At 38.5% G+C, this 14794-nt stretch carries 12 protein-coding genes; all 12 read left to right on the top strand.

Features of this window, described 5'->3' with window-relative positions; all coding sequences use genetic code 11:
• Positions 1-77: 77 nt before the first annotated feature.
• The 12 genes from BM097_RS10125 to BM097_RS10070 all read left to right on the top strand — a co-directional run bounded on the left by BM097_RS10125 (position 78) and on the right by BM097_RS10070 (position 14793).
• Positions 78-1244: a LegC family aminotransferase gene (locus BM097_RS10125; RefSeq protein WP_090548952.1), complete on the top strand. Its 1167-nt coding sequence runs from the start codon at positions 78-80 to the stop codon at positions 1242-1244.
• A gap of 268 nt (positions 1245-1512) precedes the next feature.
• A complete protein-coding gene (locus BM097_RS10120) occupies positions 1513-2559 on the top strand; it encodes a sugar phosphate nucleotidyltransferase (protein WP_090548949.1) in 1047 nt (348 codons plus the stop codon).
• A gap of 17 nt (positions 2560-2576) precedes the next feature.
• Positions 2577-4235, top strand: coding sequence for a DUF2142 domain-containing protein (locus tag BM097_RS10115; protein ID WP_090548943.1), 1659 nt, complete (start codon positions 2577-2579; stop codon positions 4233-4235).
• A gap of 69 nt (positions 4236-4304) precedes the next feature.
• Entirely contained in the window at positions 4305-5531 is a 1227-nt protein-coding gene (locus tag BM097_RS10110) for a glycosyltransferase family 4 protein (protein WP_090548942.1), read from the top strand.
• A gap of 36 nt (positions 5532-5567) precedes the next feature.
• Complete coding sequence (locus BM097_RS10105; RefSeq protein WP_090548940.1) at positions 5568-6410, top strand: glycosyltransferase family A protein; 843 nt, start codon at positions 5568-5570, stop codon at positions 6408-6410.
• A complete protein-coding gene (locus tag BM097_RS10100) occupies positions 6400-7452 on the top strand; it encodes an N-acetylneuraminate synthase family protein (protein ID WP_090548937.1) in 1053 nt (350 codons plus the stop codon). Before BM097_RS10105 ends, BM097_RS10100 begins: the two co-directional genes overlap by 11 nt.
• A 120-nt stretch (positions 7453-7572) precedes the next feature.
• A complete protein-coding gene (locus tag BM097_RS10095; RefSeq protein WP_090548934.1) occupies positions 7573-8274 on the top strand; it encodes an acylneuraminate cytidylyltransferase family protein in 702 nt (233 codons plus the stop codon).
• On the top strand, positions 8274-9446 hold the full coding sequence (locus BM097_RS10090; protein ID WP_090548931.1) for a DUF6077 domain-containing protein: 1173 nt from the start codon (positions 8274-8276) through the stop codon (positions 9444-9446). The genes BM097_RS10095 and BM097_RS10090 overlap by 1 nt, the downstream gene beginning before the upstream one ends.
• Entirely contained in the window at positions 9434-10975 is a 1542-nt protein-coding gene (locus BM097_RS10085; RefSeq protein WP_177197431.1) for a ComEC/Rec2 family competence protein, read from the top strand. The genes BM097_RS10090 and BM097_RS10085 overlap by 13 nt, the downstream gene beginning before the upstream one ends.
• A gap of 14 nt (positions 10976-10989) precedes the next feature.
• Positions 10990-12246, top strand: coding sequence for an O-antigen ligase family protein (locus tag BM097_RS10080; protein WP_090548925.1), 1257 nt, complete (start codon positions 10990-10992; stop codon positions 12244-12246).
• A 9-nt stretch (positions 12247-12255) separates the two neighbouring features.
• A complete protein-coding gene (locus BM097_RS10075; protein WP_090548922.1) occupies positions 12256-13626 on the top strand; it encodes a sugar transferase in 1371 nt (456 codons plus the stop codon).
• 3 nt (positions 13627-13629) lie between these two features.
• Positions 13630-14793: a glycosyltransferase family 4 protein gene (locus BM097_RS10070; protein ID WP_090548921.1), complete on the top strand. Its 1164-nt coding sequence runs from the start codon at positions 13630-13632 to the stop codon at positions 14791-14793.
• The last annotated feature ends 1 nt before the right edge of the window (position 14794 follow it).

The following is a 14794-nucleotide window of genomic DNA, read 5'->3' as shown; positions in this document are numbered from 1 at the left end:
AGGGCAAGTAGAGCGCAAGCGTGTCGTTGTATGTGTATATGATTTATGTTTTAGCGGATTGGATTAGAGGTAGAGAAATGGCAGATGAATTTATCGCACTTTCAGTGCCAAATTTAAAGGGAAATGAATTGAAGTACGTTACTGATGCAGTAGAGACTGAGTGGGTATCCACTGCAGGCCCTTATGTATCAGACTTCGAAAAGAAGGTAGCCGAGTATGTTCATACTCCAGCTGCAGTCAGCACACAGAATGGTACATCAGCACTTCACATCAGCTTGATGCTTTGCGGTGTAAAGCCAGGTGATGCAGTAATCGTTCCTACACTTACATTTATTGCAGCAGTAAACCCTACAAAGTATGCAGGTGCAGAGCCAATTTTCATGGACTGCGATGATAGCCTTTGTATGGACCCAGTAAAGCTTAAGAAGTTCTGTGAAGAAGAGTGTGATTTCACAGATGGCAAGCTTGTTGATAGAGCAACTGGTCGTCAGATCAAGGCAATGGTTGTAGTGCATGTATTTGGTAACATGGCAGATATGGAAGCCATCATGCCTATAGCTGAAAAGTATAATCTCAAGGTTATCGAGGATGCCACAGAGGCACTTGGAACATATTATACAGAGGGTAAGTACGCTGGAAAGTTTGCCGGTACAATCGGTACATTAGGCTGCTATTCCTTCAATGGAAACAAGATTATTACCACTGGTGGTGGCGGTATGATTGTTTCTAATGATGAGGCACTTCTTGCTCATGCAAAGCATTTAACAACTCAGGCAAAGGCTGACCAGGCTAATTTCATCCACGATGAAATCGGCTATAACTATAGACTTACAAATCTTCAGGCAGCACTTGGACTTGCTCAGATGGAACAGCTGGAAGATTTCATCAAGGTTAAGACAAAGAACTATCAGCTTTACAAGGAAGCTATCGATAAGATTCCAGGACTTCACGTTCAGGATTTCAGACCAGGCATCCGTAGCAACTACTGGTTCTATTCAGTAGTATTTGAAAATGATGAAACTGGCCGCGACAAGCTTATCGAGGCACTCAAGGAAGCTCATATTCAGTCACGTCCAATTTGGGGACTTATCTCTGACCAGCTTCCATACGAAGGCGCTCGCACCTACGACTTAACCTGCGCACCATGGTACTGGCACCGCGTAGTAAATGTACCATGCTCAACCAACCTCGACGAGTCCGGCGTACGTCGTGTAATAGATGTAATTAAAAATTTCAGTGAATAAAATTCAGATAACAATAAAATATTTCTGGAATGAACATCTAGTGATTGAAAGAAATATTTTATTGTTAGCGTAGAATTTTATGGAGTAAAAAATATAGATGAGCAATCTGGAATTGACATATATATAAACTAAGACTGACCGTCTTGAGCCGTCGTTACTTAGATGGCACGCAGTGGCATCTTACGTAACGCAACGAGTGAAAGTAGAGCGAAAGCGTGTCAGTTGTGTTTATATATATGTCAATGGAAGATTGCGGATTGGATAACTTATGGAAAATGTATTCATAAAGGAAGATGACACAATTTTACATGCAATGCGAACATTTGATGCTAGCAGCCGCCGCACAGTTTTTGTTGTTGATGATGACAATAAACTTTTGGCAGCTCTTTCAGAAGGTGATGTTCGTAGATACATTTTATCAGGTGGAGATTTAAACGAGCCTGTAAAAACAATTGCAAACTATAAGCCTAGAAGCTTGAAAGAGGAAGAAAAAGAGGATGCTCGCAATTTCCTCTATCGCCATAACATCGAAGGTCTTCCTATTGTTGATGACGAAGGTCATGTAATTGATACTGTCTTCTGGAGTGAGAATCATTATAAAAAGCATGCAGAGCTTAACACCCCTGTTGTAATGATGGCAGGCGGCAAGGGCACAAGGCTTTATCCATATACCAGAATCCTTCCAAAGCCTCTTATTCCTGTGGGCGAGAAGCCTATTGCCGAGCTTATCATGGATAGCTTTGCAGATTATGGAATTGATAGAATGATTATGATTGTTAATCATAAGAAGAATATGATTAAGTCATATTTTGGCGAGGCTGAAAGACCATATCACATTGATTTTGTTGATGAAGATAAGCCACTTGGCACAGGCGGAGGACTTGCCTTGTTAAGAGGGAAAATCGACGAAACATTTATCTTAACTAATTGTGATATCTTAATTGAAGAGGATTACTCTAAAATTTATGAGCATCATAAAAAAGAGGGTAATCTAATTACTATGGTATGCTCCCTTAGAAACTTCCAGGTTGCTTATGGCGTGGTCGAATTTGGAGAGCATGGAAATATTATCGATATGAAAGAAAAACCAGAGTTCAGCTTTTTTACAAACACTGGTATTTATATAGTTGAGCCTGAGGTTATTGATTATATCAAGGATGACGAAGCGTTAGGCTTCCCAGATATCATCAATCGACTTAAGGATGATGGCAAAAAGGTAGGCGTTTATCCAATCAATGAAAACACATGGATGGATATGGGCCAGCTTGATGAGCTTAATAAGATGGAACGTAGACTCACAGGAAAGCTAAGCTAGCTTGAAAGGGATGTATAGTGGAAAAAATAAAATCTTATTTTTCGGACATGAATAAAGAAAAAGGATTTCAAATAGGTGTTGCTGTGGTGGCATTGGCTAGTATAGTAGCGGCTTTAATCTTTTTCTTTAATAATTGTGTAAACCTAACAGCTACCAAAAGATATAATGCTTATTTTGCTGTTATATTTATTGTAATGATTGCCTTGACCGTTTATTTGGCAAGGCTGCTGATACTTGATAAAAACTGGTCTTATCCAAGGCTGTTTGTATTAATGGCTATAGGCTGGACCTTCTGTATGCAGCTGGTAATGCCTCCGATATCAGGTCCTGACGAGGTGCAGCATTACTACAGTGCATATCATTGCTCAAATATTATGCTAGGTATGAAGGATCATAATCTTAGCATGGACACCAGTAAGCTTGGTAGCTGGGTGCAGGATGAATCCTTCTTCTATATGCGCGGTGAGGATTATTACATGATGCCTTACCTTGATGTTACCTTCCCATATCAGTATGCAGTACTGGCACAGGGAAATTTCATCAAGCATTCAGAGGAATTACAGGATAATGTAGAGGTTTATATCGCACCTTCAAAGGCTTCCAGATATTTGGTTTCTGGTGCAGGAATCACACTTGCAAGACTTCTTGGCTTTGGCTTTGCCGGCGTAATATTTATGGGAAGATTTTTCAATTCCATATTTCTTATTATTGCGGGCTACATTGCATTAAAGCTGCTTCCAGTTGGAAAGCATCAGTTCTTTATTTTTGCATTGTTCCCAGGAGTGCTTCATATTTGTAGTTCTTATTCCTACGATAATATGAGTATTCTGTTTTCACTTGCGCTATTTACACTGTGTTTGTATTACAGTCAGCCACAGGTAAAATTACATGCGTGGGATATCATTATTCTGGCAGGCTGCGTAGTTATTTTGATTCCAAACAAGATTGTTTACGCACTGTTTGCTGTATGGATTTTTGCTATTCCTCTTAAGAAATGGTGGACAGATGTTGCACTTTCCAAGAAATGGTATGAATACAGTATTCTAGCTGTCTTAGGTGCTGGCCTCATCGTTGTAGGAAGAAAGATCGTAATCAAATACTATTATGTAATAATGCAAAACGTCTTCTGGAAATATGATGGTGGAATCGAAACTGATACATCAAGAGACGCATTGACTTGGAACTACTTTAAGGCACATAAGCTTGAGACCTTGAAATTTGCTTGGGATGGTATAAAGGTAGATTTCTGGTATAACATTAATCATATTGTTGGTCGAGAGATTGGCCACGTATTGCTTAATGCCCAGGTGGCATGGGCATGTATCATAGTTATGCTTGCCTGCTTGATTATCGGTATGATTTTCATTAAAGGAAATCGCATCAAGAAATGGCAGATGGTTGTATTTGGTCTAGGAATGTTGATTTGTGTAATCGCGATTTTTGTAGGTTGCATGACAAGATTTACTCCTGCTGAAGGCAGCCAGCGTATCCAAATTTCATTTAGATATTTGATACCAATTTATATGTGCATGTGTATTGGACTTGGAACAGATGCAAAGGAAAATAAGCTTGCACTTTCATTAATTTATATACAGAATATTGCGCTAATCTTTTCAATGTGTAGTTTATTACATTTCTTATTCCATTTAAGAGATGGAATGCCAGCGCCATTCTAAGACTTATATCGTCCGAAACTCTCGGACGATATTCGTACGTTTAAAATATAGATAGATTTGAGAGAGTAAATGAACAAACATATATTGATAGTATGCCAATATTTTTATCCTGAGCAGTTCAGAATAAATGATATGGCATTTGAGTGGGTAAAAAGAGGCTACAAGGTTACAGTAGTAACAGGCTTGCCTAATTATCCAGAGGGGAAAATATTTGAAGACTACGGCCTTTTTAAGAAGAGACATGAAATAATAAATGGAGTAGAGGTTCATAGAATTCCATTGATACCAAGAGGAAAGGGTAAGCTTGGATTGGTACTTAACTATTTTAGCTTCCCATTCTTTGGCTTTTTCTGGAACATGTTTACAAGAATAAAGGCTGATGAGGTTTACATGTTCGAGACATCTCCTATGAATCAGTGTAAGGTAGGCGTTGCATACGCAAAGAAGCATAATGTACCTTGCTACTTATATGTTCAGGATTTGTGGCCAGAAAACGTAGAAATGATAACAGGCATCCATTCGCCACTTCTTGTAAAGCCTATTGAGCGAATGGTGAGAAAGATATATAAGGGATGTACTCATATCTGGGGAACAAGCCCAAGCTTCGTAGATTCAATTCGTAAATACGTAGATGAGGATGAGCAGGACAAGGTAAGCTTCTGGCCTCAGTATGCAGAGGAATTCTACGAGCCAAAGGAAAAGGTGGAACACAAGGGCTTCAATGTAATATTTACAGGAAACATTGGACAGGCCCAGGGACTTGAGATTTTACCAAAGGCAGCAGCTATCATCAGAAATGAAGGTGTGAAGGATGTAAGGTTCACTATCGTTGGCGATGGCAGAGCAAGAGAAAGCTTTAAAGAAAGCATTACAGAAGCAGGTGTATGGGATTTATTTGAATTTGCAGGCAGAGTAAAGCCTACCGAGGTCCCAGGACTTTTGGCAAAGGGAGATGCAGCATTTATTTCATTTGCTGATGATGAGCTTTTTGCTAAAACCATTCCAGCCAAGCTTCAATCCTATATGGCTTGCGCAATGCCAATTATTGCCTCTGCCAAGGGTGAAACAGAAAGAGTTATTGCTGAAGCAAAATGTGGCATGTGTTCAGACATAGGAGATGCAAGAGCCTTAGCTATGAATATCATAGCCATGAGAAATCTCCCTAAGGTACTTCGCTTACAAATGGGTGAAAATGCTTTAGAGTATAACAATGAACACTTTTCTAAGAAAAACTTAATGGACTACATGGACACTTTTCTGGCTTCCCCCTCTGGGGGAAGCTGTCAGCGTAGCTGACTGATGAGGGCATACAATCTGATGAGGGTATGAATAATGAAAACAGCTTTATCAACCGTAATCTACAAACAAGCCCACCCTTATCTACAGGACCTACTAACATCCGTGGATAACCAATCCGATAAGGACTTCGACTTGTTGATAATTAACGACAACTACACAAAAGAAGAGCTTGAAGAGGTAGAAACGCAAATACGTAATACCGTTCATGGCATTAATATCCACATTGAAGATATTAGTGAAAAAAAGCTAAGCATTGCCGGCACACGTATCGAAATGCTGCGAGTGGCCAAGAAATTAGGATATGAACAGCTTGTACTTGTGGATGCAGATGATACCATCGCGCCATCTAGAATGGCTAGCTACAAGCAGGCTTTTGAATTAGACAAAGACAAAGTATTCTTTTATAATAAATTCGTTACAGAGAAGGGTGAGGATGTGTTTAAATCCTTGCCAAAGACAGTAACTAGCATTAAGGCAGTTGCGCAAGGTAATTTTCTTGGATTGTCTAATACAGGTATTAGATTATCCAGCCTTACAGATGCTTTTCTAGACAGCCTTAATGAAGGGGCAGTAGCAGTATTTGACTGGTATCTGTTTAGTAGAATTATTCTTGATATTGGTTCCGGTGCTTGTGTAGAAAACGCCGACACTATCTATCGCATTTATGAAGATAATACTGCAGGCACTACCAGAGATTTATCAAAGGAGTATGCTGTTAAAGCTACTCACTATAGTAATCTTGCCAAAAGATATGATTACTTTAAAAATTTACAGGCTAAGCTAAGTGAGGTGGATAAGACCACACTTAAGCTTTCAAATAATCACCAGGGATACTGGTGGAGTGATATTCAAATGGAGGATTCATATGAGATTTAATTATGCAGATTTAGTTGCAGGTAATCAGAGACCATACGTCATTGCAGAGCTTGGTGCTAACCACAATGGTGATATGGATTTAGCTAAAACACTTATAAAGACAGCAAAGGAGTGCGGTGCTGACGCTGTAAAGCTTCAGTCTTGGACAGTTGACGACCTCTTCTCTAAGAAGAAGTACGAGGATAACTATTTCCTTGGTGATGATTATCGTAACCGTACAGATTATACACTTAAGTCTATCATGGAAAAGTATGCTGTATCTAAGGAGCAGCACATCGAGCTTAAGAAGTACTGTGATGAGTTAGACATCGATTTCTGTTCTACACCATTTTCTATGGCTGGAGCAGATATGCTTGTTGATGAGCTTCATGTTCCATTCCTTAAGATTGCATCACTTGATGTTGAGAACATTCCATTCTTAAAGCATGTAGGTAGCAAGGGTGTACCTGTTGTTATCTCTACAGGTCTTACAGGTATGGATGATGTTTGCGCAGCTATCCAGGCACTTGAGGAAGGTGGATGCCACGAAATCGCAATCCTTCACTGCGTATCTATGTACCCACCAACAGATGAAATCGTAAACCTTAACAACATGGATATGTACAACATGGTATTTGATTACCCAGTTGGATATTCTGATCATACAATCGGTACTGTTGCACCAATTATGAGTATTGCAAAGAATGCTTGCATCATTGAGAAGCACTTTACAATGGACAAGAACATGGAAGGTTGGGATCACAAGGTTAGTGCAGATCCAGCAGAGCTTAAGGCTATTTGTGACGCTGCAAGAAGTGGTTACAACATGCTTGGAAGCTACCGCAAGGTAGTAGTTGAAGACGAGAAGCGTCGAGAGGAGTTCAAGCGCTCTATCGTTGCAAAGCACGACATGCCAGCAGGCCATGTACTTACAATGGACGACCTTGATTACAAGCGTCCAGGCACAGGAATCTCACCAAAGTACTACGAAATGGTTCTTGGCCGTGAGCTTAAGCATGACGTTAAATACGACGACATCTTCCAGTGGAGTGACTTATCGTAGAACAAGCATATAGATGAGGCTGTAGATAACAAGCTATTATGTTTCTCAAGCGAATAATTTATGAGCAGAGAAATATAATGCTTGTTATCGTAACAGCCGGATTATAGGGAATAGAGAAAAATGATTGCATTTATACCAGCTAGGGGCGGCTCAAAAGGTGTCCCAGGCAAAAACATAAAAGAAATCTGCGGCAAGCCTTTGATTGCTCACACAATCCAGGCTGCCCTTAAAGCAGATAAAATAGACAGAGTAATCGTTACAACAGATGATGAAGATATTGCCCGTGTTGCACGCGAAGCAGGTGCAGAGGTTCCATTTATGCGTCCTGCAGAGCTTGCCAGCGATACCGCATCAGCTGTAGATGTATATCTGCATGCAGCAGAGTTTGTAGCAAATGAAACAGGCAAGCCTGTTGAGAAATTTATGGTGCTTCTTCCAACAGCACCACTTCGTGATGAGAAAAACATAAACGAAGCAATTGAGCAGTTTGAACATGATGGTGCCACTACACTTATATCTTTCACAGAGGCAGAATGCCCAGTAGGCTGGTATCACACCATGGACGAACAGGGACGTATTAAAAATGCAGGCTTTGGTGCTAAGGGCTCTAACGTAGCTAATCGCCAGACTAATGCCACATACTACATCCCAAACGGCGCAATCTATATTTTAGATTATCAGCTTCTCAAGGAGCAGCGCACATACTACTGCGATAACACCTATGCTTACATTATGAGCAGAGCAGATTCAATCGATATTGATTATCCAATCGATTTTGAAATCGCAGAATTTATGATGAAAAAGAAATTAGGAAAGAACTAATGATAATAATTAGAGCGTTGGCCTTCCTATTGCACTTTACATTGGTGCCAATAGTTGTTGGCAGACTAATTACATATAGGGCTAGGACTAATTGGATTGCCGATTATCTGGTAGGTTTCTTCGGTAATCTGGCAATCTTTTACATTTTGTATTCTATTGTTGAATGGTTGCAAAATTGGTGCACAGTTAAGGATCCAGTACGAGGGGCTTTTTCATTATTGCTTGTAGTGTACGGGATTACCATGGGCATATTAGTGCTATTGTGGGCATGGCTTGACAGACGCAGGCTTAAGAGGGTTGTTACAAAGGTTAGGTTTAAGTATGCTGATGCAAAGGTAAATACAATTAGAGATAAGTTCGCTATCGTATATACGATATTATTTGCAGTATTGCTTGTAGCTCAGCTGTATATGGCATTTGCCTATGAAATAAATCAGTGGTCCTATGATGATTACGATTATGTTGTAACCAGCAAGGATAATATTGAAAGCGACACTATTTCTTATGTGAATTATATAGATGGCACCATGCCAAATGTTCAGGAAAAACGTGCAGTTGCTTCCTGGGGTACATACGTGTCAATGCTTTCAGCTACAACTGGTTTTGAAGTGACCACCATTTATCATACTATTTTGCCAGGATTCCTTATTTTGATTGCCTATGTGAATTTTTATTATATGGCAAGCTTTTTATTCTCCAAAATGGAGGATAGACTGGTATTTTTGATAGTTCTGTCGGTGGCCCATATATTTGGCTTGTATTCACATTATTCAGCTACCTTTAGATTGTTAGGAGCTATTTGGCAGGGAAAGGCTGTACTTACCATGATAGCCATTCCATTTATGATGCTATATCTCATTCGTCTTTACAGAAAGGATGTTAAGACATCATATATGTTACCAATAGCAGCTATATCACTAGGTGCAAGCTCATTAACCTCGCTGGGCCTTATGCTTATTCCAATCATTACTATTTTAGTTTGGATAATGGCATGTGTTTACAACCGCAGGTTATACGGCATCAGGTATTTAATCGCAAGTCTTCTTGGTCCTGTTTATATGGGCGTCTTCTATATTTTGATATGGATGCTGCAGCAGGATATGCAGACTTCAGAATTTAAGTACTTTAAAACAAGAATTGAAGAACAATGGATACTGAGATGGTTTCATTAAAATATTTTTTTAGTATGACAAAGGCATACTGGGGAAACATAGGCTTTGCTTTCCTGTTCGTGGTAGGCTTGATAGTTATACTGGTATTAGAAAAGGAAAAAATAAAACGATATGCCTTTTTGTGGTATTCACTATTGGTATTAGTTTTCATATATAATCCCATTACATTATTGCTAAGTAGAAAATTTTTAGAAAGCACAACCTTTGATCAGTATTATCTTAGATACTTCAGCCTGATTCCTGTAATGGCAGTAATTGCTTATATGTTTACGCTGTTACTTAAGAGGCTACAGGGCATGAAGAAGCTAGCAGGTGTTTTGGCATCATGCTTAATTATAGCTGTGCTAGGCAATTGCATTTATACAGAGGATTGGTTTACAAAGGCTGAAAATCGTAACAAGGTTCCACAGGATGTTGTTACTATCTGCGATTTGTTTGCGGATTATCAGGGCGATGTGGTAAGAATTATGGCCCCTCAGGATATTGCCGTTTATTTACGTCAGATGGATTCAAAATTTTCTATGCCATATTCCAGATTTTTACCAGATGAGGCATACGAGCTTTCAAATCCAAACCCAGAAGTCTCTGAGGTGGTAAAATATGCTAATGAAAATAACGTTGATTACGTTGTTGTATCAGCAGTAGATAATGTGTTAAATGCTTATCTAAACTATGGTTTTGAAATATATGGGCGCACACCTTATTATGCAATTTTAAAAGTGTTTACACCTAGCTGGATATTAACAGAATATTCTATGGCATCAGGTGACCAGGGAATGTGCTATACTATGGAAAATATTTCTGATGGAACACTTATCGTAATTGATGGTGGAGATGCTAAAAATGAGCAGACAGTACGTGACGCCATTAATGAACGAGGCGGTACGGTTGATGCCTGGATTTTAACCCATTACCATCAGGATCATGTTGATTCGTTTAATGCAATTTATGAGAACCCTCAGGGAATTGATATTAAGGAAGTGTACGTAACACCTCTTGATGCAGACAAGTTTTATCAGGTGGCTCAAGAGTGGGATGATGTTGATTCTTTTGATAAATTTATAGAAATCACAGAAGGTGCTAATAACATCAATTATGTTTCCAGAAATGATGAATTATCCTTCGATGATTTAAAAATCACATTCTTCAACGCTTATGATGAGGTGGTTGAGGATTGTGTTGAGGACATTCCAAACAATGATTCCTTAGTATTTAAGATGGAAACAGCTAATAGAAGCATGTTGATATGTGGTGATTGCCATAGTAGATATATGGCAGATTATCTAGTAAATACCTATGGCGATAAGCTTCAGTCAGATATTTTGCAATGTGGTCACCATGGTAACAATAGTATGCCAGAGGACACAGAATTTTATGAGGCGGTTAGTCCAGAGGTGGCTATATTTGATACACCAGATAAAATAATGACCAGCCCAAACTATACAGCGGGAGCCTTGGCAGCTTATTTACAGCAGTTAAACGCAAGGATAGTTTGGTACAAATCGGCACCGAATGTATTTGGATTATAAATAGGAGTGATTAAGTGAAAGAGCTATTAAATAAAAAACAGAAGCTTATAACGATTATAATAATTACAGGAATCATATTTGCCAGATGTAATCTGGGTTTGACAGTTTACAAGGCTTGTGTACCGGTTAATCTGCTGTTTGATGGATTGGCATTCGTATACTGTCTATGGCTATTCATTAACGATAAAGAGCCTATGAAAAAAGGTTTGTGTAACAAGGCTGTTGTATGGGCATTGGCTTTTTCTGCAATCATAATGATATATGGCCATTTTAGAATTAGGTTAGGCGCTGAATACTTTAGCAGGATGATTACAATACTTACGGTAGTACCTGCTATTTTGCTACTTGTTTTAATGTTTTATAACAAGGATGACATACTTGATATTCTATCAATTAGTGGAACAGTTATAATTATAACAACCCTTATTGTTAGCTTATGCTTTGATACTGAATGGAGTGAGTGGCTTGATGGAATGTATTCTAGAGTGGGAGCAACTCCTGCAGGTGGAGTAATTGATACAGGAAATCTGGTATTGATTCTACTTATACCAATTCTCTATCAGCTAATAGTTCTAAAGAAGGTTAAACAGTATCTTTGGATTACAATTATTGGTTTGTTTGAAATAATCGCTACAGGTGCTAAATCTTCTGTACTTCCAATTGTATTCGTATTTGCGATAATGATAGTGGGAGCATCAGATGATAAAAGGGTGATAAGACGAAACTTAATAATACTGTTGGTACTTGCTATAATCGCATTTACAGCTATTATGGTTATACCACCACTTTACGGAGTTATTGGATATAGGATAGCTGAATTGTTTACAGGGGTTGTGGCAGAAGAGTATGACCTTCACACCAGCACAGGTCAGCGTATGGCAATGATGGCAGCCTTTAAGGAGCATTTCATGGAATATCCGATCTTTGGACATGGTTTCTACGCGTTTAAAGAAATGCCATACTCTGCTATTGAAGAGTTTAGACAGGGAACAGAAATCACTTACAGGCACATTCAGATTCATATGAATTTCTGCGAACTGCTTTTCTCTTATGGTATATTTGGATTTATTGCCTACTACTGGTTCCCTGTGCTTACAATAGTAAATAGCTTCAAGGCTAATAAAAAGGCAAAGATTATTGTATTTTCTATAATGATTTCTTTTTTGTTTATGGATTTGGGATTAGATATGTATTATAGATATCTATTGCCTTACTATTCATATTTCTTGGCATATTTTATGGTTGAAACTAATAAAAATGAAAGAGCATAGGGTGAATAAGTGAAAAATAAAAATACTATCAGAAAAATCGAAAGCGTAATAGAACTAGTTGTATTATCTCTGATTTATTATTACGTGTGGAGAAACTTTATATTTGATAAGGAGTATTTCTGGCCTATGCTTGGTCGTGGAAAATATGTCCTTATGGGAATCTATTTTATCCTTAGCTTACTTATTATTCATCTATGTGAGGGATTTAAATATGGAATCCTAAAGATTGCCGATGTACTATTTTCTCAGTGGATTGCCATATTCATAGTGAATGTTGTTACCTATCTTCAGCTTTCACTTATGGCTAATGTAATGATTCCTGCCAAGGCAATGATTTGGCTTACGTTTGGGGATTTTGTAATATCAGGAATATTTGTATATATATTCTTTGCTATCTACAACAGTCATACTAAGGCCAGCAAGCTATTGATGGTTTATGGAAATAAAGAATCAGTTAGCCTCAAGCTAAAGATGGACACGCGTACTGATAGCTATAATATTTGTCGCATCGTAAGTATAGATGAGGGTATTGATAATATTATCGATTTGCTTGTGGATTATGACGGTATAGTTATCTCCGATGTCAGTGCCGAGCAGCGTAACGATTTGCTTAAGTATTGCTACATGCATGAGATTGAGACATATATTACCCCTAAGATTTCCGATGTTATTATTTCAGGCGGTGAGGGTATCCATCAGTTTGATACCCCTATTGTATTGATTAACACTACAGGTCTTAAACCTGAGCAAAGAATTGTAAAACGATTCTTTGATGTGGTTCTTTGTGTAATAGCAGCGGTTGTACTTTCACCACTTATGCTTATTATTGCTGTCGCAATTAAGCTGGAGGATCATGGTCCGGTATTTTACAAGCAGGCCAGAGTTACCAGAGATGGTAAGGTTTTCGACATTCTGAAATTTAGAAGTATGGTTGAGGATGCTGAACAGCGTCCTGCTACAGATGATGATGATAGAATCACAAAGGTTGGTCATGTAATAAGAGCTACCCGAGTGGACGAGCTTCCACAGTTGTTTAATATCATAAAGGGTGAGATGTCTATAGTAGGACCAAGACCTGAGCGCATAGAACATGTGCAAAAATATACAGAAGCAATTCCTGAATTTGAATTCAGAAGTAAAGTAAAGGGCGGACTAACAGGCTTTGCTCAGATTTATGGTAAATATAATACATCAGCTTATGACAAGCTTAAGCTTGATTTGATGTATATTGAAAACTATAGTTTCTTGTTGGATTTAAAGCTTATCCTTATGACTATCAGGATTGTATTCAAGAAGGAAAGTACAGAAGGATTCGACAAGGTTATCACTGCGGATGAGATTCTTGCAACTCTAGATAATAATAGTAATAACGGAGAATAAGAAATGAAGATACTTCATATTGCATTAGCATCACATTTTACTATAGGGATGCTTTACCAGGAAAATCAGATGATTAATTGCCAGAGAGCTGATGGGCATGATGTAACTATTGTTACTGATTTATGGCATTATGAGAGAGGAAATCTTGTTAAGGGCGAAGAGGAAGACACTATCATGGACAACGGCGCCCGTTTAATTAGATGGGCTCATGACCGTGTAATGTTTAGCGATTTATGGACTGAGAAAATTCAAAAGTGCAGAAGAGTTAAAAAGCTTTTAGAGGATATTCAGCCAGACACAATTTTATTTCACGGTATGTGTGGATATGAAATTATGGATGCAGCAGATTATTGCAAGAAGCATCCTGAATGTCTGTTATTTATGGATTGCCATGAGGATTATAGTGATTCAGCAAGAACCTTCTTAAGCAAGGCATTTTATAAGATTATCCATGGACATTATATTTCTAAGGCAATGCCTGAAGTAGATAAGGTGCTTTATATCGGTGCTGATATGAAGGCATGGATGAACGATTTATATTCAATACCAGAAGATAAGCAGGAATTTTTAGCTCCAGGTGGAACAATATATACACCAGAGCAGCAGAAGCAGGCAAGACAGGATATCATCAATAAATACAGCCTTCCTATGGATGCAATTATTATGGCACATTCTGGAAAGCTTGCAGCAACAAAACGTACAGAGGAATTATTAAAGGCCTTTTCTAAGGTTCAGGATCCAAGAATGGCCCTTTTTATATTTGGTTCTATTCCAGAGGATATGGAGGGTGTAATCAGACCACTCATGGAAGCAGATTCCAGAGTACATTTTATGGGATGGAAGGTTAACAAGGAGATTGAGGAGTTCCTTGCAGGTACAGATTTATACTGCCAGCCTGGTACTCAATCATCTACCTTTGAAACAGCTATGTGCTGTGGTTGTGTCAACATGACTTATCCATGGGATAGCTATACAGATGCTACCTACACAGACTGCGACGGTCAGAACTATTTCTTTGTAGAAAATGAAGAGGATATGGTTTCTGTATTTAAGCAAATTACTGAGAATCCAAATGTGTTAGAACAGGCAAAGGCTAAATCTTACGCCTATGCTAAGCTAACCTTTGATTATCAGGTTATATCTAGAAGAATTTATACAAGAGGATAAA

This window comes from Pseudobutyrivibrio sp. OR37, assembly GCF_900113655.1.
Lineage (GTDB): Bacteria > Bacillota > Clostridia > Lachnospirales > Lachnospiraceae > Pseudobutyrivibrio.
The sequence above is the reverse complement of the archived record's forward strand: the minus strand, read 5'-3'. Positions and strand labels throughout refer to the sequence as shown.